General features: G+C 66.0%; 14 protein-coding genes. 13 read left to right on the top strand and 1 reads right to left on the bottom strand.

Annotated elements, in window-relative coordinates; translation table 11 throughout:
* The first annotated feature begins 265 nt into the window (after window positions 1-265).
* The 7 genes from IPM49_05895 (at window position 266) to IPM49_05925 (ending at window position 18455) form a co-directional block, all read left to right on the top strand.
* On the top strand, window positions 266-4402 hold the full coding sequence (locus IPM49_05895; GenBank protein MBK9274061.1) for a proprotein convertase P-domain-containing protein: 4137 nt from the start codon (window positions 266-268) through the stop codon (window positions 4400-4402).
* 295 nt (window positions 4403-4697) lie between these two features.
* On the top strand, window positions 4698-7907 hold the full coding sequence (locus IPM49_05900; GenBank protein MBK9274062.1) for a T9SS type A sorting domain-containing protein: 3210 nt from the start codon (window positions 4698-4700) through the stop codon (window positions 7905-7907).
* Between the two features lie 212 nt (window positions 7908-8119).
* Entirely contained in the window at window positions 8120-12277 is a 4158-nt protein-coding gene (locus tag IPM49_05905) for a T9SS type A sorting domain-containing protein (protein MBK9274063.1), read from the top strand.
* Window positions 12278-12630: 353 nt separating this feature from the next.
* On the top strand, window positions 12631-14781 hold the full coding sequence (locus tag IPM49_05910) for a hypothetical protein (GenBank protein ID MBK9274064.1): 2151 nt from the start codon (window positions 12631-12633) through the stop codon (window positions 14779-14781).
* 172 nt (window positions 14782-14953) lie between these two features.
* The gene (locus IPM49_05915) at window positions 14954-15382 is read left to right on the top strand and encodes a T9SS type A sorting domain-containing protein (protein ID MBK9274065.1); all 429 of its coding nucleotides are present in this window, start codon (window positions 14954-14956) and stop codon (window positions 15380-15382) included.
* Window positions 15383-15384: 2 nt separating this feature from the next.
* Window positions 15385-16077 carry a hypothetical protein gene (locus IPM49_05920; GenBank protein ID MBK9274066.1) on the top strand — a complete coding sequence of 231 codons (693 nt, stop codon included), beginning with the start codon at window positions 15385-15387 and terminating at the stop codon, window positions 16075-16077.
* Window positions 16078-16079: 2 nt separating this feature from the next.
* Window positions 16080-18455 carry a hypothetical protein gene (locus IPM49_05925; GenBank protein MBK9274067.1) on the top strand — a complete coding sequence of 792 codons (2376 nt, stop codon included), beginning with the start codon at window positions 16080-16082 and terminating at the stop codon, window positions 18453-18455.
* Between the two features lie 30 nt (window positions 18456-18485).
* Here IPM49_05925 and IPM49_05930 read toward each other — a convergent pair whose 3' ends face one another.
* Entirely contained in the window at window positions 18486-19694 is a 1209-nt protein-coding gene (locus tag IPM49_05930; GenBank protein MBK9274068.1) for a DUF1343 domain-containing protein, read from the bottom strand.
* Window positions 19695-19779: 85 nt separating this feature from the next.
* Between IPM49_05930 and IPM49_05935 the strand changes: the two genes are divergently transcribed.
* The 6 genes from IPM49_05935 to IPM49_05960 all read left to right on the top strand — a co-directional run bounded on the left by IPM49_05935 (window position 19780) and on the right by IPM49_05960 (window position 24806).
* Window positions 19780-21288: an ABC transporter permease gene (locus tag IPM49_05935; protein MBK9274069.1), complete on the top strand. Its 1509-nt coding sequence runs from the start codon at window positions 19780-19782 to the stop codon at window positions 21286-21288.
* A gap of 74 nt (window positions 21289-21362) precedes the next feature.
* On the top strand, window positions 21363-22718 hold the full coding sequence (locus IPM49_05940; protein ID MBK9274070.1) for a pyridoxal-phosphate dependent enzyme: 1356 nt from the start codon (window positions 21363-21365) through the stop codon (window positions 22716-22718).
* 14 nt (window positions 22719-22732) lie between these two features.
* A complete protein-coding gene (locus tag IPM49_05945; protein MBK9274071.1) occupies window positions 22733-22993 on the top strand; it encodes a DUF4160 domain-containing protein in 261 nt (86 codons plus the stop codon).
* 5 nt (window positions 22994-22998) lie between these two features.
* Window positions 22999-23247 (top strand): DUF2442 domain-containing protein, encoded by a 249-nt coding sequence (locus IPM49_05950; protein MBK9274072.1) that lies wholly within the window; start codon window positions 22999-23001, stop codon window positions 23245-23247.
* Window positions 23248-23300: 53 nt separating this feature from the next.
* The gene (locus IPM49_05955) at window positions 23301-23996 is read left to right on the top strand and encodes a hypothetical protein (GenBank protein MBK9274073.1); all 696 of its coding nucleotides are present in this window, start codon (window positions 23301-23303) and stop codon (window positions 23994-23996) included.
* An 18-nt stretch (window positions 23997-24014) separates the two neighbouring features.
* On the top strand, window positions 24015-24806 hold the full coding sequence (locus tag IPM49_05960) for an ABC transporter substrate-binding protein (GenBank protein ID MBK9274074.1): 792 nt from the start codon (window positions 24015-24017) through the stop codon (window positions 24804-24806).
* The last annotated feature ends 12 nt before the right edge of the window (window positions 24807-24818 follow it).

Genomic DNA, 24818 nt, shown 5'->3' on the forward strand with positions numbered 1-24818 from the left:
ATGTTGATAACTCATTCCGACGAACGGACGACTTTTCCCGACCAAGTGACAAAACCCCTTGTCGATCGGGAAGGGTTCCCTACATTTCACGTCCACTTAACCAACACCGCGCAACCCCGCGCGACGGGCAAACGGCCCGGAGCGCACCCGTGAAGAGGAACCCGAGCGCTATACCCCTGATACCCAGTCTGTGGACTGCACCCACCGGACAATGGCCCGGCACCGCCATCCCCACGAACCGAACCCTTACCAAAACCCTACACTCATGAATTGTCGACCCTACTCGACACCGCCCCGGCGCCAACGCTGGTGGCAGCGTGGTGCCCTTGCCCTGGGCACCGCCGCATTGCTCGGCCTCCCCGCCGCACAGGCCCAGTTCGTCATCATCGGCACGGACGCGGTATCCACGGCCGGGAGCGGAAGTGACCCCGTGGATGACTACTTCAACTTCATGCGCTATCAGACGGTGTACACCGCCGCTGAGCTGTCCGGTGCGGGCATGCCTGCGGGTGCGCAGATCACCGGCTTGGGCTTTTCCGTGATCGAGGACAACGGTCCCGCCTTCCCGACCTACACGATCCGGATGGCCCACACCACGGCGACCAACAGCGCGACGCACAACGCGGCCGCGCTGACGACGGTCTTCGGTCCGGCGAGCTACGATGCGGTCACCACGTTGGCCGGTTCGCACGACATGATCACCTTCAGCAGCAACTTCACGTGGAACGGCGTGGACAACATCCTGGTGGACATCTGTACGGGATCGAGCTCCATGCCTTACGCGTCCCCCTACGGGGGTGTGCGCGGGGCCACGCTGACCAACGGTTCGCGCCGGGTGCGTTGCGATGGTTGCGGCACCCAGTGCAGCATCAATACGAACACAGTCAATAACAACCGCCCGCAGGTCCGTTTCAACTACCTGGCCTTGAGCTGCACACAGCCGGCGGCCACGGGCACGGTGAGCGCGTTCTCGTGCGCCAGCCCGAACTACACGGTGGACGTGAACCTGACGAGCCTGGGCGATGCGCCCACGGTGGACATCGTGAGCAGCGTGCACGGCATCATCGCCGATGATGTGAGCGCCCTCACCGTGTACACCACGCCGTCGACGCCCTGGGGCACGCCCCAGACCATCACCGTGCTGCACAACGGCGACAACACATGCGACATCGTGGTGGGCACCTTCAACCAGACCGACAATGACGATGTGTGCCACGCGACCGGCAGCTTCCCGATCCCGGACAACGGCTGCGGGGTGTCCAACTTCCTGGACCTGCCCTTCTGCGTGAGCGACCCCGGCACCGCCCTGGGCACGGACGTGTACGTGAGCAGCGTGGAACTGGTGCTCGCGCACAGCTACGTCTCCGACCTGGACATCCAGTTGATCAACCCCAATGGTACGCCGGTGGACCTGGTGATCGGCCGCTTCGGCAATGGAGACAACCTGGGTACGCTGGCCGGCTGCACGCCCCGCTTCATCCTGCAGGACGGCGGCACGGCGTTGACCAACACGAACACCAGCAACGTGGTGGGCACCTTCAACCCGGAGCAGCCGCTGACCACCCTGCACGACGGCAGCGACCCGAACGGGGTGTGGACCTTGCGCATCTGTGACGCGTTCAGCGCCGATGTGGGCGACGTGCGCTTCGTGAAGGTGAACCTGATCCCCTGCCTGGCCCCCACGGCCACCAGCAGCAGCACCAACGATTGCAACACGAACACCTACACCGCGAGCGTGAACGTGACGAACCTGGGCACCAGCGCCAGCGTGGACATCACCAGCAGCGTGCACGGCACCCTGTTCACGGGCGTGGGCATCGGCAGCTACAGCAGCAACCCCACGGCCTTGGGCACGCCCGAGACCATCACGGTGGTGGCCAGCAACCCGGCCTGCAACCTCACCTTCAACTTCACCAACAGCGACAACGACAACATCTGCCTCACGGCGGGCACCTTCCCGATCCCGGATGGCGGCTGCTCCACGCTGAACTTCCTGAACCTGCCCTTCTGCGTGACCGACCCGGGCACGGCCCTGGGCACGGACGTGTATGTGCAGAGCGTGGACCTGATCATCGCCCACACGTGGAACGATGACATGGACATCCAGCTGATCAACCCGAACGGCACGGCGGTGAACCTGGTGAACGACCGCTTCGGCAGCGGCGACAACCTGGGGAACCCGACCCTTTGCCCCGGCGGGCTCTTCACCCTGCAGGCCGGTGGCCTGGCGCTGACCGCCACCGCCACCAGCAACGTGGTGGGCACCTACACGCCGGAGCAGCCGCTGAGCACGCTGCACGACGCCAGCGACCCCAACGGCACCTGGACCCTGCGCGTGTGCGACGACACCGGCATCGATGCGGGTGATGTGCGCTTTGTGCGTGTGAACCTGGTGCCCTGCGAGGCGCCGGTGGCCGGTGGCCAGACGATCGTGCCCGCCTGCGGCTCGAACGAGTACTTCATCGACGTGAACCTGTCCAGCCTGGGCAGCAGCGCCAGCGTGGACCTGAGCAACGACTTCGACGCGAACGTGGTGACGGCGAACGCACCGGGCGTGTGGCAGGTGGGCCCCTTCCCCAGCGGCACCACGGTGACGGTGACCCTGGAGGCGAGCAACGCCCTGTGCGACGTGAGCCTGGCGCCGCAGACCTACAACTGCCCGCCGCCGAACGACGATTGCAGCGGTGCCATCGCGGTGAACTGCAACAGCATCACCAACGGCAACACGCAGTTCGCCACGCTGGATGCGGTGGGCACCTGCACCACGACGCTGAACTCGGCCCCGGGTGTGTGGTACACCGTGACCGGCACGGGCGGCGAGATCCAGGTGGCCCTGTGCGGCTCGGCCTACGATACCAAGCTGGGCATCTTCACCGGCACCTGCGGCACGCTCACCTGCCTGGAGGGCAATGACGACGACGATTTCACCAACGGCCTCGACGTGTGCAGCAACGACCTGCACAGCAGCCTGAGCTTCCCGAGCACCTTCGGCACCACCTACTACATCCTGGTGACGGGCTTCAGCACGAACGCGGGCGCCTTCAGCATGGAGGTGACCTGCGCGGGCAACAACCTGCCGCCCTGCCAGGACAATGAGGTGACGCTGAACCTGCGTACGGACGACTTCGGTTCCGAAACGAGCTGGAGCATCGTGCCCTTCGGCAACACGCTGCCGGTGTGCAGCGGCTCGGGCTACCCGAACAACGCCGATGTGACGGTGTCCTGCTGCCTGATCGATGGCTGCTACGACCTGAACGTGTTCGACAGCTTCGGCGACGGCCTGAGCCTGAGCACCCCGGCCGGCCTCGGCGGATACAGCCTGGTGGATGCCAATGGCAACCGCATCATCGACAACACGGCCGATGGGGATGACTTCACCTTCACGAGCAGCGCGGCCTCGCCGTTCTGCCTGCCGCTGGGCACGGACAAGCTGCTGTTCAGCAGCTGCGACCGCGAGGACTGGACCCCGAACGAGTTCGTGGTGGCGGCCGAGAACGCGGCCGTGAGCGCCCAGTGGACCGTGGGCGACCAGACCGACGACGGCTACCAGTTCTGGTTCTTCAACCCCGATGGTGGTTACAACCGCCGCATCTTCCGCAACCACGCCACCAGCGGCGGCTTCGGTCCCCCGAGCGCCACGCGTGCGTGCCACGTGAAGATCAGCAGCATGGTGACCGCCCCGGTGCCCTACGATGTGCTGCTGAACGTGCGCGTGCGCAGCCGTGTGAACGGCCTGTACAGCGAGTTCGGTCCGGCCTGCCGCTTCCTGATGCCCACCACGCCGCCGGCCTGCCCGCCGACCAGCCTGGTGAACAACCCGAACAACCCGAACTTCAGCTGCGGGGTCATCAAGTCCTTCGGCGGTTCGGACAAGGTGTACGCCAACCCGGTGACGGGGGCCAACAAGTACCGCTGGCGCTTCGAGCGTGACGGCGGCGGCTTCACCCGCGTGATCTCCAGCAACACCGCCACCCTGGTGCTGAACTGGCTGACGCAACCGCTGGTGGACGGCGACACCTACAACGTGACGGTGGCGGCCAGCTTCGACAACGGCGCCAACTACTGCCCCTACGGCCTGAGCTGCCAGGTGACGATCGACAACTCGCCCGCCGCCCAGGCGCGCGCGATGGAGACCGCCAGCGGCTTCAGCCTGTACCCCAACCCGAACCGCGGCGACCAGGTGGTGCTGAACATCACCGACCTGCCCGAGAGCGAGGTGTTGGTGACCGTGGACATCGTGGACGTGTTCGGCAAGCGCGTGATGAGCATGACCGAGGGCGCCCAGAACGGCAGCCTCAACCTGGTGCTTGCGCTTGACAACAGCCTGGCCAGCGGCATGTACACCGTGCAGGTGACCGCCGGCGAACAGACCTTCACCGAGCGCTTGGTGATCAACAAGTAAGGAGCCCGCTCCTTCCGATGGGGAAGCCCCGGCCGATGGCCGGGGCTTCTTCGTTGGGGGACCATCGAGGCGCTCTCCCGACCGGCTTGGACCTTAAACCTGAGCAAGTAGCTGACGGTCAAGTACTTGATATGCCGACCCGGCGACCAGGCCTCCCGTTCGGTCGTTATGAACGATCGATCTGTCGGAAATAAATACGCGTTCGTCGACGAAGCCTCTTGACAAAGGGGCGTGAACGGGGCCAGTTTTGTCGGCCGGTTACGACATCCGTTCGGACCGGACCAAACGAACTCCCATGGCACACTCTGCACTCCTTCCCCGACCGGTGCTCCGGTCCTTGCGGTCGCTGCTGGCGATCGCCGCGTGGCTGCTGCCCACCTGGTGGGCGGCGGCGCAGGTCGCACAGACCTTCAACACCTCCGGCAGTTTCATCCCACCCGCCGGGGTCACCCAGGTGGTGGTGGAATGCTGGGGCGGTGGCGGCCGCGGTGGCACGCGCACCTCGAACGGCCAGGGCGGCGGCGGCGGCGGCGGGGCTTACTCCCGCGCCCTGGTGCCGGTGAACCCCGGCACCCCGTACACGGTGAACGTCGGCGAGGGCAGCACCTCGACCGCAGCGGGTGGCGACTCATGGTTCGGCACAGCCGGCACGGTGATGGCCCAGGGCGGCAACAGCGCCGGCAACAACAGCACCACCGGCGCGACGGGTGGCACGGCCGCGGGCTCCGTGGGCACGGTCAAGTTCAGCGGTGGCACCGGGGCGAACGGTGGCTCGATCTTTATCACTCGCTGGGGCGGGGGTGGCGGATCCAGCGCCGGCTACGCCGGGGACGGTACGAACGGCCTGTTCAGCACGGCCGGCACGGCGCCCACGGGCGGCGGTAACGGTGGCAACGGTGCCACGAGCCAGGGCAACGGAACGGCCGGCACGGCCCCCGGTGGCGGCGGCGGCGGTGCGATCCGCACCAGCAGCGGCACCCGGACCGGTGGGGCGGGCGGCGACGGCCAGGTGATCGTGACCTACTACGAGGGCGGCACCTGCATCAGCGGCGCCGATGCCTTCAACAACATCCCGGACAACGCCTGCGGAAGCGGCACGTACATGCATGCCCCGGTGCGCGTGACCGGCCTGCCCACGACCTTGGGCACGGCCCCGGGCAACGCCCGCCTGGCCAGCGTGGAGCTCATCGTGGCCCACACGTACAACAGCGACCTCCGCATCACCCTCACCTCGCCGGCCGGCACCACGCGCAACCTGGTGCTGAACCGCTTCGGCAGTGGCGACAACCTTGGGAACCCGGGCGCCTGCCCCGGCACGGTGCTCACCCTCACCGACGGCGCCACGGCCCTGGTGAACACCACCACCAGCAACGTGGCGGGCACCTTCGCTCCGGAGCAGACCCTGGCCGGCTTCACCGGCGATCCCAACGGGGCCTGGGTGCTGAACATCTGCGACAACGCCAACCTCGATGTGGGGCGCCTGGTGATGGCCCGGTTGAACTTCTGCACCGTGCCGCTGATCACCAGCTTCGGTTCCAACGGCCCGATCTGCGCCGGGGAGACCCTGGACCTGACCTCGGCCGCCACGGGTGATGCGCCGCTGGCCTACACCTGGTCCGGCACCGGCACCTTCGCCCCCAACAACACCAGCGCCAACGTATCCGTGACCGGTGCGGCCACGGGCAACTACACGGTGACGGTGAGCAACGCCTGCGGCTCGGCGCAGCAGGTGATCCCGGTGACGGTGAACCCGCTGCCCGCGATGAGCTGCCCGGCCAACATCACCGGTGTATGCAGCGCGGACGCACCCTTCGCCCTCAGCGGAGCGACCCCGCTCGGTGGTACCTACACCGGCCCAGGCGTGAGCGGTGGCAGCTTTGATCCTACGGCCGCCGGAGCGGGCACGCACACCATCACCTACAGCTACACGGATGGCAACTCCTGCACGAACAGCTGCACCTTCACGATCGATGTGACCCTGGCCACCACCTGGTACAGCGACCTGGCGGACGGCGACGGCCTGGGCGATCCCAACAGCCCGCTGCTGGCCTGCAGCCAGCCCGTGGGCTACGTGGCGGACAACACCGACGGGTGCCCGGCGGTGAGCGGTACGGTGGGCGACGCGTGCAACGACGGCAACCCCTTCACCACGGGCGACGTGCTCAACGGCAGCTGCGTGTGCGCCGGCACCCCGGCCCCCTGCACCACCTGGAACCTGGCCATCACCACGGACGCCAACGGTGCGGATGTGAGCTGGCAGCTGAAGGACGCCAACAGCCCCTTCATCCTGGCCAGCGGCAGCGGCCTGCCGGACAACCTCACGGTGAACAGCTCCTTCTGCGTGCCGGTGGGCGCGTGCTTCGAGCTGACGGTGAACGACGCCGGAGGCAACGGCATCGCCGGTGGCGGCTGGGTGCTCACCGACGACCAGGGTGAACGCGTGATCGACAACACGGGCAATGGCGGTTGCTTCGGCAGCAGCAGCACCTCGGTGAGCGAGAGCATCTGCAACGCCGTGGGCACGGACATGCTGATGTTCAGCGATTGTGACAAAGAGGACCACCAGCCCAATGGCAACGTGTTCGCCAGCGAGAACCCGGCGGTGAGCGCCGAATGGGGCATCGGAAACCCGTCGGACGACGGCTACCAGTTCTGGTTCTACGACCCCTGTGGCGGATACAGCCGCCGGATCTTCCGCAGCCACGCCACCAGCGGCGGTTTCGGTCCGGCCAACGCCATCCGCGCCACCAAGCTGGCCCTGGCCTCCATCGTCACCAACCCGCTGCCCCAGAACACGCTGCTGAACGTGCGGGTGCGCAGCCGGGTGAACGGGGTGGACAGCGACTGGGGACCGGCCTGCCGCTTCCGGATCGCCACGGCGGCCTGTCCGCAGACCAAGCTGATCGACACGCCGAACCACATCAACTACAGCTGCGACGTGACGCGCACCTTCGGCGGCAGCGACAAGGTGAGCTGCTTCCCGGTGGCGGGTGCCAACAAGTACCGCTTCCGCTTCGAGAACATCGGCGAAGGCTACCTGCGCAACGTGACCAGCAACAGCGCCACGCTGGTGCTCAACTGGCTGACCCTTCCGCTGCAGAACGGCGTGAGCTACGACGTGCAGGCGCAGGCCAGTTTCGACGGCGGCCTCACCTACTGCCCGCTAGGCGCCACGTGTGTGGTGACGATCCTGAACGTGCCGGCCCAGGGCGGCCAGCGTGCGCTGGAGGTCACCGCCGGGGTGGACGAGCTCGCGTTGTGGCCGAACCCCACGGCGGACGGCGCCTTCGACCTGCGCTGGAGCGGCCTGCCCGAGGAAGTGAGCACGGTGGAACTCGCGGTGATCGACCTGAGCGGTCGCGTGATGCTGCAGCAGCAGCTGCCTGCGGCCGACGGTCTGCTCGCCGCCCGGATCACTCCTGACGCGGCGCTCACCAGCGGGTTGTACTTCGTCCGCCTCACCGCCGGTGAACTTCAACGCACCGAACGCCTCGTGGTGCGCTGAGCAGCGGACCACCGATCAGCGGGAGCCCCGGCCGATGGCCGGGGCTCTTCGCGTTTCCACGGCGCATGAGGGGTCGAAACCCATGCAGGGTCGTCGGCGTAGAAGGCCTGCCCGGAGGACCCATGCCTGTTCGGCAACAACGGCCACCGGACCACGCAAACCCGCCTGCCATGGCACACATTCTCCCCGTCCGAACTCGGTCGCATCGTCGCTTGCGCCCTGCCCTGCTGCCGGCCATCCTATGGGTGGCCTGCATCCCGTTGAACCTGGCGGCCCAGGTGTCCACGAGCTACACCTTCAGCCAATCGGCCGGAAGCTACACGGAGATCACCGGAGGCACCCAGTTGTTCGGCGGGTTTTTCGGGTCGTACGACAACCAGGTCTCCAGCGCGCAGACCATCCCCGGCTTCAACTACGCCGGCACGGTGTACACCGAGATGTATGTGTCGGCGAACGGCTTCATCACCTTCGGATCGGCGCCCTCCGGAACGAACTTCACACCGTTGAGCAGCGGTGAGGGCTACTCGGGTGCGATCAGCGCGTTCGGCGCCGATATCGAGCACAGCACGGCGAGCTTCACGCGCACGGTCCGTTGGGAACAGATCGGCAATGAGGTCATCGTGCAGTGGAAGAGCGCGCGCAGGCAGAACGAGAACGAGAACTTCGACTTCCAGATCCGGTTGAACACCAGCACCAACGCGATCGTGATGGTGTACGGTCCGCGCAGCACGCCGGACAACGCGACGACGAACCAGCCGCAGGTGGGTCTGCGCGGGGCGAACAACCTGCTCCTGAGCAACTTGAACAACCGGCGCGTGGGGACAGGAACGGAGAACTGGGACACCAGCCTTCCCGGCAACGCGTTCAACAACACCATGCGCTACACCAGTTCGGGAAGTCCGGACAAGGTGTGGACCAGCGGGCTCACCTATACCTGGTCGCCCTGCGCGGGACCGACGGTGAGCGTCACCCCTTCCGCCCCCTCCTACTGCCCGGGCGGCAGTGTGGCCCTTACGGCCTCCGGTGCGACCGACTACACGTGGTCACCCGCCACGGGCCTGAGCGCTACCACGGGAGCCAACGTCACGGCCAACCCGTCCTCCACCACGGCTTACACCATCAGCGGCCTGAACAGCGGGTGCCCATTCCCGGGCACGGCGAACGTGACGGTGACCGTGCTGGACGGCCCGACCGGGGTGAGTGCCAACAGCTCAGCGGGCAGCGCCTGTGTGAACGGCACGGTGGACCTGACGGCGACCGGCAGCTTCCCCGGCAGCATCCTGAGCCAGGACTTCAACAGCGGAGCCGGCGGTTGGACCACGACGAACAGCTCCACCGGTGGCAATCCGTCCGATGCGGCCTGGACGCTGCGGCCGGACAACTACTTCTACAATGCCAGCGGCGGTACGGACCCCACGTTCAGCAGCAACGACGACAGCCAGTTCTTCCTGAGCAACAGCGATGACCAGGGGAGCGGCAGCACCACGGCCACCACCCTGGTCTCCCCCGCCTTCAGCTTGGTGGGCTATACCACGGCGAGCCTGAGCTATTTCCACCACTACCGCTACAACTCCGGCACCTCGGACCGGGCCTATGTGGAGGCCTCCACCGATGGCATCAATTTCACACCATTGGTGACCTACAGCTCGACCCAGGGCGCCGTGGACGGGTTCGTGCAGGACACCCAGAGCCTGGACGCCTATGCCGGTCAACCGGTCGTGTACATCCGTTTCCGCTACGCGGCCACCTACGACTGGTGGTGGGCGGTGGACAACGTGAGCATCACGGGGGTGGGCAGTGCGCCCCTGACCTGGTCGTGGACCTCCACGCCCAGCGGCTACACCTCCGGCACGCAGAACCCGACCGGTGTGGTGGTGGACCAGAGCCGCACCTACACGGTGACGGCCACGGCCCCGAACGGGTGCTTCGCACAGGCGACCACCGGCACGGTGACGGCCGTGACGCCGCCCAATGCGGGCACCAACGGCACGGTGACCGTGTGCAGCAACGACGCTCCCGTCAGCCTCCTGGCCCAACTCGGCGGCACGCCTGACGGAGGCGGCACCTGGAGCGGTCCGAGCGCGGTGGCGGGTGGCAACTACGACCCGGCCACGATGGACCCCGGGGTGTACACCTACACGGTGAGCGCCCTGCCCTGCACGGACGCACAGGCCACGGTGACGGTGACGGAGAACACGGCCACCACCTGGTACGCGGATGCGGACGGCGACGGCCTCGGCGATCCGGGCATGTCGCAGCTGGCCTGCTCGCAACCAGTGGGCTACGTGGCCGACAACACGGACAACTGCCCGGCCACGCCCGGTGTGATCGGCAGCGCCTGCAACGACGGCAACGACTGCACCATCAACGATGTGATCGATGGATCCTGCACCTGCGCGGGCACCTTCCAGGACACTGACGGTGACTCGGTCTGCGATGCGAACGACAACTGCCCGTCGGTACCGGGCCAGATCGGCAGCCCGTGCGATGACAACAACGATTGCACGCTCAACGACGTGCTCGACGGCTCGTGCAACTGCGCAGGCACCTACACGGACACCGATGGCGATGGCACGTGCGATGGCGAGGACGGTTGCCCCACGGATCCGAACAAGACCTGGGAGGGCATTTGCGGCTGCGGCAATCCCGATGTGGACAGCGATGGCGACACGGTGATGGACTGCCTGGACGGCTGTCCGAACGACCCCAACAAGTTCGCGCCCGGCATCTGCGGCTGCGGCACGCCGGACAGCGACACCGATGGGGACGGTACGGCCGACTGCAACGACCTGTGCCCGATGGACCCGAACAAGACCGCCCCGGGCAGCTGCGGCTGCGGTCAGGCGGAGCCGGGCTCGGCCTGCGATGACGGCAACCCCAACACCGGCAACGATGTGGTGAACGCCAGCTGCCAGTGCGTGGGCCAGCCGCTGGACTGCGCGGGCACGCCGGGTGGTGCGGCCCTGCCGGGCACCGCCTGCGACGACAGCGATGCGAACACGGTGAACGACGTGTACGATGCGAACTGCACCTGTGCGGGAACGCCAACGGGCCAGACCGTCGGCCTCACCCTGAACACCGATGCCCACGGCAACCAGACCAGCTGGGAGATCATCCCGCAGGGCGGCGGAGCACCCCTGTGCAGCGGTTCGGGCTATGCGAACAACGCCACGGTGCCCTTGAGCTGCCCGCTGCCCGACGGGTGCTATGAGCTCCGCGTGATGGACAGCTTCGGCGACGGCATGACCACGGGTGGTTATGTCCTGCGCGACGGCCACGCCCAGCGCATCATCGACAACCACAATGATGGGGCCTTCGGATCGGAGAGCCGGATCGCGAACAACGGTGGGTTCTGCCTGCCGCTGGGCAACGATCGCATCCGCCCGAGCCGCTGCGACCTGGAGACCCTGCTGCCCACGGATTGGATCGCCGCCGAGGAGAACCCCGCCGTGAGCGCCCAGTTCGGCGTGGGCAACCAGGCCGACGACGGCTACCAGTTCTGGTTCTTCAACCCCGACGGTGGATACAGCCGCCGGGTGCTGATGACGCACGCCACCAACAACTACCTCTTCCCCTGGGGCCCCGGCCGCTGCAGCTACCTGCGCCTGAGCAACCTCACCACCTCGCCGCTGCCGCACAACCAGCTCCTGAACGTGCGGGTGCGCAGCATGGTGAACGGGGTGTACACCGCCTTCGGTCCGGCCTGCCGCCTGAAGATCGATCTGGTGAACCAGTGCCCGGCCACCCAGCTGGTGGACGACATCAACAGCAGCCTGCACTCCTGCGGCATCACCAACGTGGTGCTCGACGGATCGCAGTACATCCACACGGCGTACGTGGCCAATGTGGTGACCTACCAGTGGGAGTTCGATGACATCAACAGCGCCTACCTGCGCCGGACCACCAGCAGCGGCAGCGCCCTGCGCCTGAGCGCGTGGGCCACCCTGCCCCTGCAGTACAACACCACCTACAGCGTGCGGGTGCGGGTGAGCTACGACGGCGGGGCGAACTACTGCCCCTGGGGCACGGCATGCACCATCACCACGGCCCCGGTGCCTCCGGGCCAGGGTCAAGGCCGCGGCGTCACCGCCGTGATCGAAAGCCCGGTGACCGAATTCCGCCTGTGGCCGAACCCGAACCGGGGTGATGTGGTGAACGTGCTGGCCGATGGGCTTCCGATGGGAACCACCACGGCCGACCTCTCGATCATCGACCTCTTCGGCAAGCAGGTGCACAACGGGCAGGTGCCCGTGGCCGATGGGACGGTACGACAGGTGATCGACCTCAGCGGCCGCGCCGCATCGGGTGTCTACCTGGTGGTGCTGCGCACCGGCGAGCACGAACGCATTCAGCGGTTGGTGATCGAATAGCGCGAAAGCGGACCTTGCACCGGAGCCCCGGCCGACCTGCATCAGCAGGGGCCGGGGCTTCGTGCGTTCCGGGACGGACGGGCGGCCCATCGCGCGCATGGAATCATTGGAACCAATGAGCCCGCGGAACGGAGCGCCGGATAACCTTGCGACACACGGTCAGGCATCGACAGGGCCTCGAAGTGGGCGCTCGCCGATCTTGACCATGCACCAACGCGGACATGTGTTCATCCATCCCCCGGACCGGCCACGCGGCGCAGCCCATGAACGAACCACCCAAGGCCGTCCGGCACCGCCTTTCGCTCCTTCGGCTTCCTCCGCAGCTGTTCGCGGTCTTCCCTTTGCTGACCGTGATGCACGCGCTCCTTGTTCCGCTGCCGGTCGCTGGCCAGAGCCGTTCGGGCACGAACGCGGTCTGCCTATCGGAGGTCGGCATGGCCAACACCGCCAATGGACCCCGGCCGATCGCCGTCCACGGGAACGTGCTCTGCGTGGTGGCTTACGGAGGGAACATGCTCCAGGTGTTCGACATCAGCACTCCCGGTACGCCGGTGCTTTCGGGTCAAGCCTCGACCGCATCGGGAGCCTCCTCCGTGTTCATCGATGGCGCGGGGATGAAGGCGTATGTCCTTGCGCAGACCAGCGCCAAGCTCCAGGTGTTCGACATCAGTGATCCGGCCACCCCGGACCTTCTGGGCCAGTTCACCACGGACGCCCAACCCACCGGGCTTGCGGTGAGCAATGACAGGGCCTATGTGATCTGCCAGGGCGCGCAGTCCCTGCAGGTGGTCGACGTGGCCGATCCCGGTGCGATGTCCCAGCTCGGTTCGGTGGCCACATCGGCCGGCCCCAAAGGGGTGGCCCTCCTGGGCGACCATGCCGTTGTGGTGAACGCGCTCGGGAACATGTTGGAGGTGTTCTCGGTGGTCAACCCGTCCTCGCCCGCCCTGGCCGGATCGATCAGCACCGGCCTGCAACCATCGGCGGTGGCGGTGAGCGGAAATTCCGCCTATGTGACCCTGTCCACGGGCGACAGCCTCCAGGTCTTCGACCTGAGCGTACCGGGCAACCCCGTCCCCATCGGTGCGAGCGCCACCGGGGATGCGCCGAACGCGTTGGCGATCAGCAGCGACCGGTGCTACGTGGTCGCCCGCGGCGGAAATGCCGTGGAAGTGTTCGATATCGTCGATCCGAGCGACCCGGTCGCCATCGGCTCGGCCGGCACGCAAAGCACCCCGTGGTCCGTGGCGACCGGCAACGGCCACGTCTTCATCACCAGCAACCTGGCGAACACGCTTCAGGTGTTCCAGCCCCACGGTCCCGGGGATGCGTGCGATGATGGCGATCCGGCCACGGGGAACGACGTGTTCGATGGGAGCTGCACCTGCGCCGGTGTGATGATCGACTGCCTGGGGGTTGTCGGTGGAGCGGCCGTGCCCGGCAGCCCGTGCGACGATGGCGATGCGAACACCGGCAACGATGTGTACGGTGCGAACTGCCAGTGCGGCGGCGCGCTCCTGGACTGCATGGGAATTGCCGGAGGAGCCGCCCTGCCCGGTACCGCCTGCGACGATGGTGACCCCGGCACCGGAAGTGACCTCTACGACGCCAACTGCATCTGTGTAGGCACCGTGAACGACTGCCTCGGGGTTCCTGGCGGCGTATCGGGTCCCGGAACGCCCTGTGACGATGGGAACCCGAACACCCAGTTGGACGTCTACGATGCGAACTGCGTGTGCGCCGGACAGCTCGTGGATTGCCTGGGTGTGCCGGGCGGTGGGGCCGTGTCAGGGGCGCCCTGCAACGATGGGGACCCGACGACCGGCGATGACGTCTGGCTGGCGGATTGCATCTGCGCCGGCGAGTTGATCGACTGCCTGGGCGATCCGGGTGGGGCCGTGCTGCCGGGAACGCCCTGCGACGACCTCAACGCATGCACCACGAACGATGCCTGGAGCCCGTTCTGCGAATGCACCGGGGATCCGATCCTGATGGCAGGGATCACCGGGCCCACCACGGTTCAGGGCTGGGAGCCTGTGACCTATTCGATCCCTCCGGTGCCGGGCGCACAGGCCTACCTGTGGGACCTCCCCGATGACTGGTCCAGCAGCGACATGACCCCGGATGAGGTGATCCAGGCCACGACCTACAACGAGGCCGGAACCGTGCAGGTGTGCGTTGGTGTGGACATGGGCTCCTGTCTGGCGACGACCTGTTTGAGCGTGGACGTGGCGCTCTCGATCGGCATGGCGGAGGACGATGCGGATATCGGCCTCATCGTCCGTCCCAATCCGTGCCCTGGCGCGTTCGACCTTGTCCACACCGGGACCGGGTCCATCGAAGTATCGGTGCTGGACGTGTCGGGCAGGCTGGTGATCGCCCCGTTCCTCACCGGTGCGGGGATCACACGGATCGCGATCAGCGACGCGGGACCCGGGACCTATCTCGTGCGGGTGGTCGGTGCCGGGGTGATGCGCACCCTTCCCTTGCTCGTCGGGTTCTGATCCCGTTCATCGAACCTCCACGCCCATGCCCCTCAGACCTCGATCCCGACCCACCTCCGGCAGCTGCCCGGCAGGCCGGCCCTGCGTTGGACGGAGCGGCCGGTGGGTGTTTCCCGCAGTGGTCCTGGTGATCCTGTTCCTTCTGCCCCGCACCCTGAGCGCCCAATCCGTAATGGTCCGTTCGACGGTCGGCGCGGGTGGAGGATCATCCGTCTCCGATGCCCGGTCGGGCACGAACTACATGCAGGTGGCGGTCGGCCAGGCCAGTGTCGCGGGTTCGTACCCCGCGGATGGCCGGTACTACAATCAGGGATTCGTGCAACCCCTCCACGCGGCACGGGTCTCCGTGTCGAACGTGCTTGAGGCAAGGGTCTTCCCGAACCCGTTCCTCGACCGGTTCGACATCACGCTCACCGACCCCTCCACGGAACCGGTGCGAGTAAGGCTCTTCAGCATCACCGGCCGGTTGATCATGGACCGGGAACACGCTCCCGCGCAGCGGATCACCGTGACCACCGGGCTCCTGGCATCAGGGGCGTACATCATCCGGGTCGATTCCGACGACCGTCACTACATCGGCCATCTCCAATGCATCCATTGATCATGCGCACCCTCCTGTTCCTGCTGCTCGCCTCACTGTTCGGCGTCCCGGCCCAAGGGCAGCAGATCCATGTGCAGGCCGGCATGCTGCGCAGCGAATTCCTCTACAAGGACAGCAAAGGCCAGCGGCTGGAAGGCCTGGTGCCGCTGAAGAACTTCGCGATGTCGGCCGGCATCCGGAGACCGTTCAAGCGGTTCGACTCCAAATGGTTCTACCTGTTGGGCGCCACCTACGAGGTGTATGCGACGAGGGGGACCAGCCAAGATGCCTATCAGAACTACTACGAGTGGAAAGCGACCTACGCCGGCATCTCCGCAGGCATTGAGCGCGACCTGCTGACCATCCGGAGCCGGCGCAAGAACAACAAGGGCACCACCCTGTTCGCCCGTGCGGCGGTGAACCCCGCCTTCCTGATCAAGGGGTCGCAGACGCTGAACAACGAGGTGTTCGACCTGCGGGGGACCGAGCAGTTCAATGCACCGTATCTGTTCGGCCGGGCCACCGTCGGTGCGAACTATTGTGTGTCGAACCGCGTGGCCGTCATCGCCGAGTACACGTTCGCACAGGGCCTGCGCATGCCGATCAATGTGGGGGATGATGAGGAGAAGCTGGGATACCGCGCCCACGTCTTCACCACCGGGATCCTGATCGCCCTGAACAATTGCCGCTATTGCCTCACCCAATTCGCCAAGTGACCATGTGCCGCGACCTCCTCCGCCATCTGCTTCTGTTCGTGACGTTGGGCATCACGGGCATCGCCATGGGCCAATCCCACGGGCTCACCTTCCAGGCCTTGATCCTGAACAGGCCCGACAACAACACGGAGATCCCCGGCGTGGACGTGCCCGGCGGCAGCTACCTGTCCGACCAGCAACTGGATATCCGGTTCACCATCCACAATGAGGATGGCGACATCGACTACCAGGAGGAGCACACCACGACGACGGACCGGTATGGCCTGATCTCCGTGATCATCGGGGACGGGACCATGACGGCCGAGAGCCCCGACGTCTTCAAGGAGATCAGCTGGGACGGTACGCCCAAGGAGCTTGTGGTGGAGGTGAACATCCCCGAACCGTTCGGATTCGGCATGTTCGTGGAGTTCAGCCGCCAGAAGCTCGTCTTCGCACCCTACGCCTACCACCGGAACATCACGGCCACGGGCACCATGGACATCGACGGAGCCACCAACCTCAACAGCTCGTTGAGCGTGAACAACGGCAGCCCGACGCTGCTCACCGGCACCCTGACGGTGGATGGATGCGTGTATCTCCACGACTGCCTCGTTGTGGATGGGACCACCGACCTCAACAACGGGTTGAACGTGAACTACAACACTCCCACGGACCTCAGTGGCACCCTGAACGTCGATGGTGCGACCACGATGAACAGCACGCTGGACGTGGACGGGGCCACCACGCTGAACCTTACGCTCGATGTGGACGGGGCGACGACCTTGAACAGCACCCTGGACGTGGACGGCAGCACCACGCTGAACAGCACCCTGGATGTGGACGGCGCGACCACCCTGCACAACACCTTGAACGTGGCCGGGGCCACCACCATCAACAACACGCTGACGGTGGCCGGGAACACCACCCTCCAGAGCGACCTGTTCGTGGAGGGTAGCGCGGAGATCGGCGAGAGCCTGCGTCTGGGTCGCACCGCGGACCTTGGGCAGCTTCAGGTGAACACGGACGGCTACGCGAACGAGACCACCACGTTGAAAGCGCGTCAGGGGGATATCTCGATCCTTGGTGCGGAGAGCGCCGATGGGACCGCGCGTGCCCTGGTATGGGACGATGGCCTGATCGAGATGTTCCCGGGTACGCGCCAGGTGCGGATAGATGGCCAGGCCAGTGGCGGGGCCACGAACAACACCGGCTCCTACCCGCTGTATGTCAAGGGCGCCCAGCAGGGCATCGCGGTAAAGCTGAACACGAGCGCGGTGAACTCCGGGAACAACTTCCTCTACTTCTCGGACAACAGCTATATCCGCGGCAGTGTGCAAGGCCAGACCTTGAGCGAGCTCCACAACAGCTTCGAGTACATCTGGTTCAACAGCATGGCTGTCCTGGATGAGGCGTTCATCCTGGCGGAAGGCGTGGCGTGCGGAGCCCAGTTGGATCTCGGCGAGGCCGGTGTCATGGCGGCCAATGCGATCCTCATCCTTGCCCAATGGGCTGAAGAGTTCTACCACATGGAGACCGAGGTCGGGGTCGTCTATCAGTCGAACTCGGCCGACTACGCGGAGTGGCTGCAACGCGATGCGGGTGTGGAGGACCTCGCACCCGGGACCATCGTGGGGGTGAACGGCGGCCGTATCTCCACCATGACCGAAGGAGCGCGTCAGCTCATGGTGGTGTCCACCGCACCCCTGGTGCTCGGCAACACCCCGCCTGCGGGCGAAGAGGCGAACTACGAGAAGGTGGCCTTCCTCGGTCAGGTGCCCTTGCAGGTCCGTGGTGTGGTGAACGTCGGCGACTACGTGCTGGCCTCGGGCCTGAACGATGGAACGGGCATCGGCAAGGCCCCGGCGGACATGACGCTGGAGGACTACGACCGGATCGTGGGCGTGGCCTGGTCCCGGGCCCTGTTCCCCAACGGCACCTCCCAGGTGAACACGGCGGTGGGCATGAACCAAGGCGCGATCAACGACCAGCTGAAGCGGCAGAAGCAGGAGCTGGACGCGCTGAAGGGCACCATGCAGGAGCTGCTGAGCTACCTCAGGGCGAAGGACCCTTCGTTCCCGGTGGACCTTCCCGGTACGGCCGCTCAACCCGCTGCCGCTCCCCCAGCGGTCGCTGCAGCCCCGGCACGCACCCCGGTGGTCCGCGATCGGAAGGAGGTGGAGGCCCTGCTCCGCAGCCATCCGGAGATCCTCGAACGGACGCTCGCCGGGGCCAGGTCCCTGTTGGCCGCCAAGGGGTATCCGGTGGACGAGGAACCGCTCGCGCAGTGCTTCAATACGGAGGCCTTCTTCGCCCGGCTCAACAGGTCGGCTCCGGTACCGGATCGGACCCCTCGACCGGTGGTTCCGGACGTGCCCCGGTCCGACCAGAGGATCCGCTGACAACGACCGGGCCCACCGGGAAGCAAGGGCTCAAGGACCTTCCGGATAGAGCAGGTACCTCACCCGCACCGCCCGGAACGCTTCCAACGCCGGCTTCCAGGAAGCCCGGATGAGCTCCTCCGACTCGCCACGTCGGATGCGTTCCCGCATATCCGGCCCGCCGGCCAGCTTGTCGAAGAAGGGGGTGAAGAAGCCGTCCTTGTCCGCTGCGGCCTCGTACATGCCGATGAGCCAACCCAGGTGGAGCCGCGGATCGAGCCGGCTGTAGAACGTTCCGTACTCGCTGAGATCGAGGCCTGTGCATTCCCTGCCGTGGTAGGGAGGGTCCTTGGCGCCCGGCATGGGCCGGGGGATGAACCGGTACGCCCCCAGGGTGCAGCCCGGGAAGCCGATGCACTGGAACGGGGCATCCGTCCCGCGCCCCACACTGACCACAGTGCCCTCGAACAGTCCGAGCGCCGGGTATAGCATCACGGCGGAGAGGTTGGGCAGGTTGGGGCTGGGACGCACCGGAGGCGCATAGGCCATGCGATGGTCGTAGCCGGAACAGGGCACCACGGTCAGGTCCAACGCACGGCCCGCCCCGAGCCAGCCTTCCCCGACGATCATCCGGGCGAACTCCCCCACCGTCATGCCATGCACGAGCGGTACGGGATGCATGCCCACGAACGAACGATGTGCGGTATCCAGCACCGGACCGTCCACATAGAAACCGTTCGGGTTGGGCCGGTCCAGCACCACGACCGGCAGCTTCGCATCGGCCGCGGCTTCCATCACGTAATGCAGGGTGCCGATGTAGGTGTAGAACCGGGCGCCCACATCCTGGATGTCGAACAGCAGCACGTCCACGTCCTGCAGCTGTTCAGGCTTCGGTCTCTTGTTCTCCCCGTAGAGGGAGACCAGCGGCAGGCCCGTGCGCGCGTCGCGGCCGTCCTTCACGTGCTCACCGGCGTCAGCGTCGCCGCGGAAGCCGTGCTCGGGGGCGAAGACCTTGGTGATGCGGGTGCCCAGGCTCACGAGCGTATCCACCAGATGCGCGCGCCCCACGCGCCCGGTCTGGTTGGTGATCACGGCCACCCGCTTGTCCTTCAGCAGCGGCAGGTACTCCGCCATGCGTTCGGCCCCCACGCGAAGGGCTTCGGGCTTGGACGCCGGCATGGGGTCCACCTGCGCCGGCATCTTCGCCGTGCAGGCGGCGAGCAGAACGAGGCCGAGCAGAAAGGGAAAGAGCGCGGGCATGGGGTGGTGATGGGGTCCGGTGCTGAAATGATGCGGGTGCCTGGGCGAAAGTAGCCCGGTGCGGGCCGCGCTACCTTGCGCCGACATGGGCCTCGCCTCCTTCGTCGCGCGTCGCATCCTGGCCGACCCCGACCGGCAGGACCGGCTCTCACGGCCGATCGTGCTCATCGCGATGATCGGCATCGTGCTGGGCATGGCGGTGATGGTGCTCACGGTAGGCATCACGCGGGGCTTCCAACGCGAGATCCGGGCCAAGGTGGTGGGCATCGGCGGACATCTGCAGCTCACCGCCATCGCGCAGAACGACCCCAAGGAGACCCCGCGCATGGTGTACGATCCCGCCCAGGCCGAGGCCTTGCGCGCCGTGCCTGGCGTGGCCCATGTGCAGACCTACGCCACCAAGCCCGGCATCGTGGAGACCGACGGCGACATCGAAGGGGTGGTGGTGCGCGGACTGGGCGGAGACCTTGACCCCTCCTACCTCACGCGCCATCTGGTGGAAGGCCGGCTGCCTGTGCTGGGTGCCGCCGAACGCCCGAACGAGGTGCTCATCAGCGCCTACCTCGCCGAACGGCTGCGCATCGCCGTGGGCGACACGATCACCATCTACCTGGTGAAGGACCGCGACGACATCCGGCCGCGCAAGTTCACCGTCACCGGCACCTACCGCACCGGCCTCGAGCAGGTGGACCATCAGGTGGTGGTGGTGGACATCGGTCACCTCCAGCGCTTCGCCCAATGGGGACTGACCGCCGAGATCCTGCTGGACACCGTGAACGGCGTGCCGACCGTGGAAGGGCTCGGCTTCGGAGGCGACCGCGACCACCTCTTCGAATGGTCCGTGCCCGGCTGGGCCGGCAAAGGCCCGCATCCCGTGGACCCCGATCTGATGCACGAGCTGAAGGGACGGGTGATCTCGTTGGTCGTCTCCGATGCCAGTGGCACCCTTCCGGACACGGCCTGGCTGCGCTTTTCCCCGGTGGACGGCCTGGTGCAACGCGGCGGCGGACGTGGCAGCCACCACCGGTATGTGGGCGGCATCGAGGTGGACCTGACCTCGTTCGACCGGCTGGATGCACTGGAAGAGCAGGTGCACGCCCATGTGCTCGAGCCCGACCAACGGCTCACCACGGTGCGCGAGCGCAGCCCGGAGATCTTCGCCTGGCTGGAACTGCTGGACACCAACGTGGCCGTGGTGATCGTGCTGATGGTGGTGGTCGCCGTCATCAACATGACCAGCGCGCTGCTGCTCATCATCCTGGAGCGCACCACGATGATCGGGGTGCTGAAGGCCCTCGGCGCCACCAACGGCCAGGTGCGCCGCATCTTCCTGCTGGACGGCGCCTACATCCTGGGCCTCGGCATCCTGGGCGGCGATGCGCTGGGCGTTGCGCTGGCCCTGGTGCAGCGCTGGACCGGGTGGGTGCGGCTGCCCGTGGAGAGCTACTATGTGGACGTGGTGCCGGTCGACCTGGACCTGTGGCCCATGCTCCTGCTGAACCTGGGCACCCTTGGCGTCTGTGTCGCGGCCCTCGTGCTGCCCAGCATGCTGGTGACGCGCATCGCACCGGCCCGCGCCATCCGCTTCGACTAGACACACTGCGGGCCCGGAAGGCCGGGCTACCTTCGCAGGGCGATGCCTGCGCACAAGGCTGCGGCATCCGACCCATGCAGATCCACGAGAACATCCTGAGCACCATCGGCAACACGCCGCTCGTCAAGCTGAACCGCATCACCAAGGACGTCGCCGCCACCGTGCTCGCCAAGGTGGAAACCTTCAACCCCGGCAACTCCATCAAGGACCGCATGGCGATCAAGATGATCGAGGATGCGGAGAAGGCCGGCCTGCTGAAACCGGGCTACACCATCATCGAGGGCACCAGCGGCAACACCGGCATGGGCCTGGCCATCGGCGCCATCATCAAGGGCTACAAGTGCATCTTCACCACCACCGACAAGCAGAGCAAGGAGAAGGTGGACATCCTGCGCGCCTTCGGCGCCGAGGTGATCGTGTGCCCCACCAACGTGGACCCCGAGGACCCGCGCAGCTACTACAGCGTGAGCAGCCGCCTGGTGAAGGAGGTGCCCAACAGCTGGAAGGCCAACCAGTACGACAACCCCAGCAACGCGCAGGCGCACTACGAGACCACCGGCCCCGAGCTGTGGGAGCAGACCGGCGGCAAGATCGACCACCTGGTGGTGGGCGTGGGCACCGGCGGCACCACCTGCGGCACCGCCCGCTTCCTGAAGGAGAAGAACCCGAACCTGAAGGTCTGGGGCATCGACACCTACGGCTCCGTGTTCAAGAAGCTGAAGGAGACCGGCGAGTTCGACAAGAACGAGATCTACCCCTACATCACCGAGGGCATCGGCGAGGACTTCGTGCCCCAGAACGTGGACCTCGACCTCATCGACCATTTCGAGAAGGTCACCGACCGCGACGCCGCCATCTACACGCGGAAGATCGTGAAGGACGAGGCCATCTTCGTGGGCAACAGCGCCGGCGCGGCCATCGCGGGGCTCCTGCAGCTCAAGGACAACTTCAAGAAGGGCGAGGTGGTGGTGGTGATCTTCCACGACCACGGCAGCCGCTACGTGGGCAAGATGTTCAACGACGACTGGATGCGCGAGCGCGGCTTCCTCGTGGAGGAGAAGCCCACGGCCGGCGACCTATTGAAGGGCAAGGAGCTCGCGCTGCTGAGCGTGGAGGCCGAGGAGCCCGTGCTGGCCGCGATCGATAAGATGCGCAAGCACAACATCGACCAGCTGCCGGTGTTCGACGGCGGCAAGCCCGTGGGCACCATCACCGATGCCCGCCTGTTCGACGCGATCCTGGAGGACGCCGACGTGCGCACCCAGAAAGCCCGTGTGGTGATGGGTCCGGCCCTGCCCGTGCTGAAGGTGGACGCGACGCTGGACGAGGTGGCGGCCAAGCTGGGCAATGGTTCACCCGCCGTGTTGGTGGAACAGCCGAACGGGTTCGGGATCCTGACGAAACAGGACATCATCGGGAAATTGCGGTAGTCGCGACCTGGGCCATGCCTGAACTCTGCCGCTTCTATGGGATCATCATCCGGATGTATTTCATGGACCACAACCCGCCGCACTTCCACGCGGAATACCAGGGTCAACGCGCCGAGTTCGACATCCGCACCCTTGAGCTGATCGCCGGTTCCTTGCCGAGCCGTGCGCATGCGTTGGTGCTTGAATGGGCCGCGTTGCATCGGCAGGAACTGCTGGCCAATTGGAAACTCGCTGTTGAAGGAGAACTGCCTTCGCCCATCGATCCGCTACCTTAGTGGGCATGAACACCGTCGTCAAGGTCGAGGCACTGCCGTCGGAACGGTTGAAGTTGACCTTTGCAGATGGCTTCCAGGCCGAGGTGGACCTGAAACCACTGCTCACCAAGGGCATGGCCTTGCAGGTGGCCGCTCCAGACCTTTTTATGCAAGTGACCACGGAGCCTGGTGGCGGTATCGTATGGCCGAACGGGTTCGATCTGTGTCCGGAATTCCTTCGGGAATTGGCCGAGAAGCGGCAGGCGGCGGCGTGAAGGGCCATGTGGAAGGACATCATCGGGAGGCTGAAGTGGCAATGGGGTCTTGAATGAACCGCCGTGATCCTCGTTCGACCAGCCGCCTTCTTGCACAGGCGATACTGGTCGCTGGGTTGAGTAGTTGCACTCCCCCCGTAGAAGAGATCTCAGCCTTGCCTGAACCCAGTATCGATTCATCATTAATCGTCGGCGACTACCTGTTCGTTTCGAGAGATCAGGAAGCGCGAGTTCTTGGACCCTGCGATCACAGAATGATGCCGGTACTTGAGGTTGCAACCCCACTGGCACGCCGGATCGCATCAGGACAGGAATTCAGTCTTGCCAATGATACGGAGGCATTGGCACTGCTCGATAGCATGCTGCATGGCAGCGATGCCGATGTTCGGCGCTTCTATTTCTGGATCGTTACCAAGTCTTTAGCACGCTCCGATGGCTACTATTCGGAGGGTGTCGGATACTGGGGAACACAACACCTTTTCCATAACCCAGCAGAGTTCCTCACCGCATGGTCAGAGTGCATCTCCGAAGGTGAGCGTAAAAAATGGGCGTGGTACCTGGCCGCTGAAGAGCACATCGGTAGTGAGAACCAACCGACCGATGAGGTATTGGCAGAGTATCGACAACGTCTGGAGAGCGCTACATCGATGTTTCCTGAAGCTGTTGCGATCGGTCGGGAGCGGCTCCTTGTTATGGTGGACAGTATCTATCGCTCTTCTTGGGGTACAAAATCCACACAGCGTCAGTGAGACTATTTCTCGCCCCCCATGCGCTCCCTCACCGACCAAATGGGCCGAAAGGTCAGCGTGCCTGACGTCCCCCAACGCATCATCTCCCTCGTCCCCTCCCAGACCGAACTGCTGCATGACCTGGGCCTCGGCGACCGCGTGGTAGGCATCACCAAGTTCTGCATCCACCCGGAGGCTTGGTTCCGCAGCAAGGCGCGCGTGGGCGGCACCAAGCAGGTGGACCTGGAGAAGGTGCGGGCCCTTTCCCCCGACCTCATCATCGGGAACAAGGAGGAGAACAGTCAGGCCGACATCGAGACCCTGGAGCGCGAGTTCCCGGTGTGGATGAGCGATGTGCGCGACCTTAGTGGAGCCCTGGACATGATCCGCCGCGTAGGCGCCCTCACCGGCACCGACAGCATGGCCGTTCAGCTGAACTCCGACATCGAACAGGCCTTCTCTTCGCTCCGACCGCTCTCCCCTCCCCGCTCCGCCGCCTACCTCATCTGGCACGAGCCCATGTTGGTGGCCGGGACCGACACCTTCGTGAACGACATGCTCACGCGCTGCGGCCTCACCAACGCCTTCGCGCACCGCACCGAGCGCTACCCCGAGGTCTCCCCGGGGCAGCTCGCCGCCGCCGATCCGGATGTGATCCTGCTCTCCTCCGAGCCCTTCCCCTTCGCCGAAATGCACATCCTGCACTACACCATGCTCTGCCCGGGCACCCCCGTGCACCTGGTGGACGGTGAGCTCTTCAGTTGGTACGGCAGCCGCCTGCTGAAGGCCCCGGCCTATTTCAGCGGTCTGTTGGCCGGATGGCCGGCCTGAGCGCCGGTAACG

The sequence above is a fragment of the Flavobacteriales bacterium genome, from assembly GCA_016715895.1.
Lineage (GTDB): Bacteria > Bacteroidota > Bacteroidia > Flavobacteriales_F > PHOS-HE28 > PHOS-HE28.

Bases quoted from the DNA above. Each gene is read 5' to 3' on its own strand.
- IPM49_05895 (MBK9274061.1), top strand. From the start codon at position 266: ATGAATTGTCGACCCTACTCGACACCGCCCCGGCGCCAACGCTGGTGG.
- IPM49_05900 (MBK9274062.1), top strand. From the start codon at position 4,698: ATGGCACACTCTGCACTCCTTCCCCGACCGGTGCTCCGGTCCTTGCGG.
- IPM49_05910 (MBK9274064.1), top strand. From the start codon at position 12,631: ATGCACGCGCTCCTTGTTCCGCTGCCGGTCGCTGGCCAGAGCCGTTCG.
- IPM49_05915 (MBK9274065.1), top strand. From the start codon at position 14,954: ATGGTCCGTTCGACGGTCGGCGCGGGTGGAGGATCATCCGTCTCCGAT.
- IPM49_05920 (MBK9274066.1), top strand. From the start codon at position 15,385: ATGCGCACCCTCCTGTTCCTGCTGCTCGCCTCACTGTTCGGCGTCCCG.
- IPM49_05925 (MBK9274067.1), top strand. From the start codon at position 16,080: ATGTGCCGCGACCTCCTCCGCCATCTGCTTCTGTTCGTGACGTTGGGC.
- IPM49_05930 (MBK9274068.1), bottom strand. From the start codon at position 19,694: ATGCCCGCGCTCTTTCCCTTTCTGCTCGGCCTCGTTCTGCTCGCCGCC.
- IPM49_05935 (MBK9274069.1), top strand. From the start codon at position 19,780: ATGGGCCTCGCCTCCTTCGTCGCGCGTCGCATCCTGGCCGACCCCGAC.
- IPM49_05940 (MBK9274070.1), top strand. From the start codon at position 21,363: ATGCAGATCCACGAGAACATCCTGAGCACCATCGGCAACACGCCGCTC.
- IPM49_05945 (MBK9274071.1), top strand. From the start codon at position 22,733: ATGCCTGAACTCTGCCGCTTCTATGGGATCATCATCCGGATGTATTTC.
- IPM49_05950 (MBK9274072.1), top strand. From the start codon at position 22,999: ATGAACACCGTCGTCAAGGTCGAGGCACTGCCGTCGGAACGGTTGAAG.
- IPM49_05955 (MBK9274073.1), top strand. From the start codon at position 23,301: ATGAACCGCCGTGATCCTCGTTCGACCAGCCGCCTTCTTGCACAGGCG.
- IPM49_05960 (MBK9274074.1), top strand. From the start codon at position 24,015: ATGCGCTCCCTCACCGACCAAATGGGCCGAAAGGTCAGCGTGCCTGAC.